This is a genomic window from Neisseria sp. P0013.S005 (assembly GCF_051958425.1).
Taxonomy (GTDB): domain Bacteria; phylum Pseudomonadota; class Gammaproteobacteria; order Burkholderiales; family Neisseriaceae; genus Neisseria; species Neisseria subflava.
Genome location: NZ_JBQCVL010000101.1, coordinates 1 through 235 on the forward strand (window position 1 = coordinate 1; position 235 = coordinate 235).

At 56.2% G+C, this 235-nt stretch carries 1 protein-coding gene; it reads left to right on the top strand.

Going from position 1 to position 235, the window contains the following annotated elements; translation table 11 throughout:
• Window positions 1-235, top strand: a 235-nt coding sequence (locus ACTHTA_RS11660; RefSeq protein ID WP_440379648.1) for an ATP-binding cassette domain-containing protein, incomplete at both ends; no start/stop codon positions are given.

Consider the following 235-nt stretch of genomic DNA (forward strand, 5'->3'; position numbering starts at 1 on the left):
GTTCCAACACGGTGCATTGTTTACCGACTTATCCGTCTTCGACAACATCGCCTTCCCCATGCGCGAGCTGACGGATTTGCCCGAAGCGGTCATCCGCGATTTAGTATTGCTGAAGCTGAATGCAGTCGGTTTGCGCGGCATTGAAAACCTGATGCCTTCCGAGCTTTCCGGCGGTATGTCGCGCCGCGTCGCCCTCGCGCGTACGATTGCGCTCGACCCTGAAATCATGTTGTAC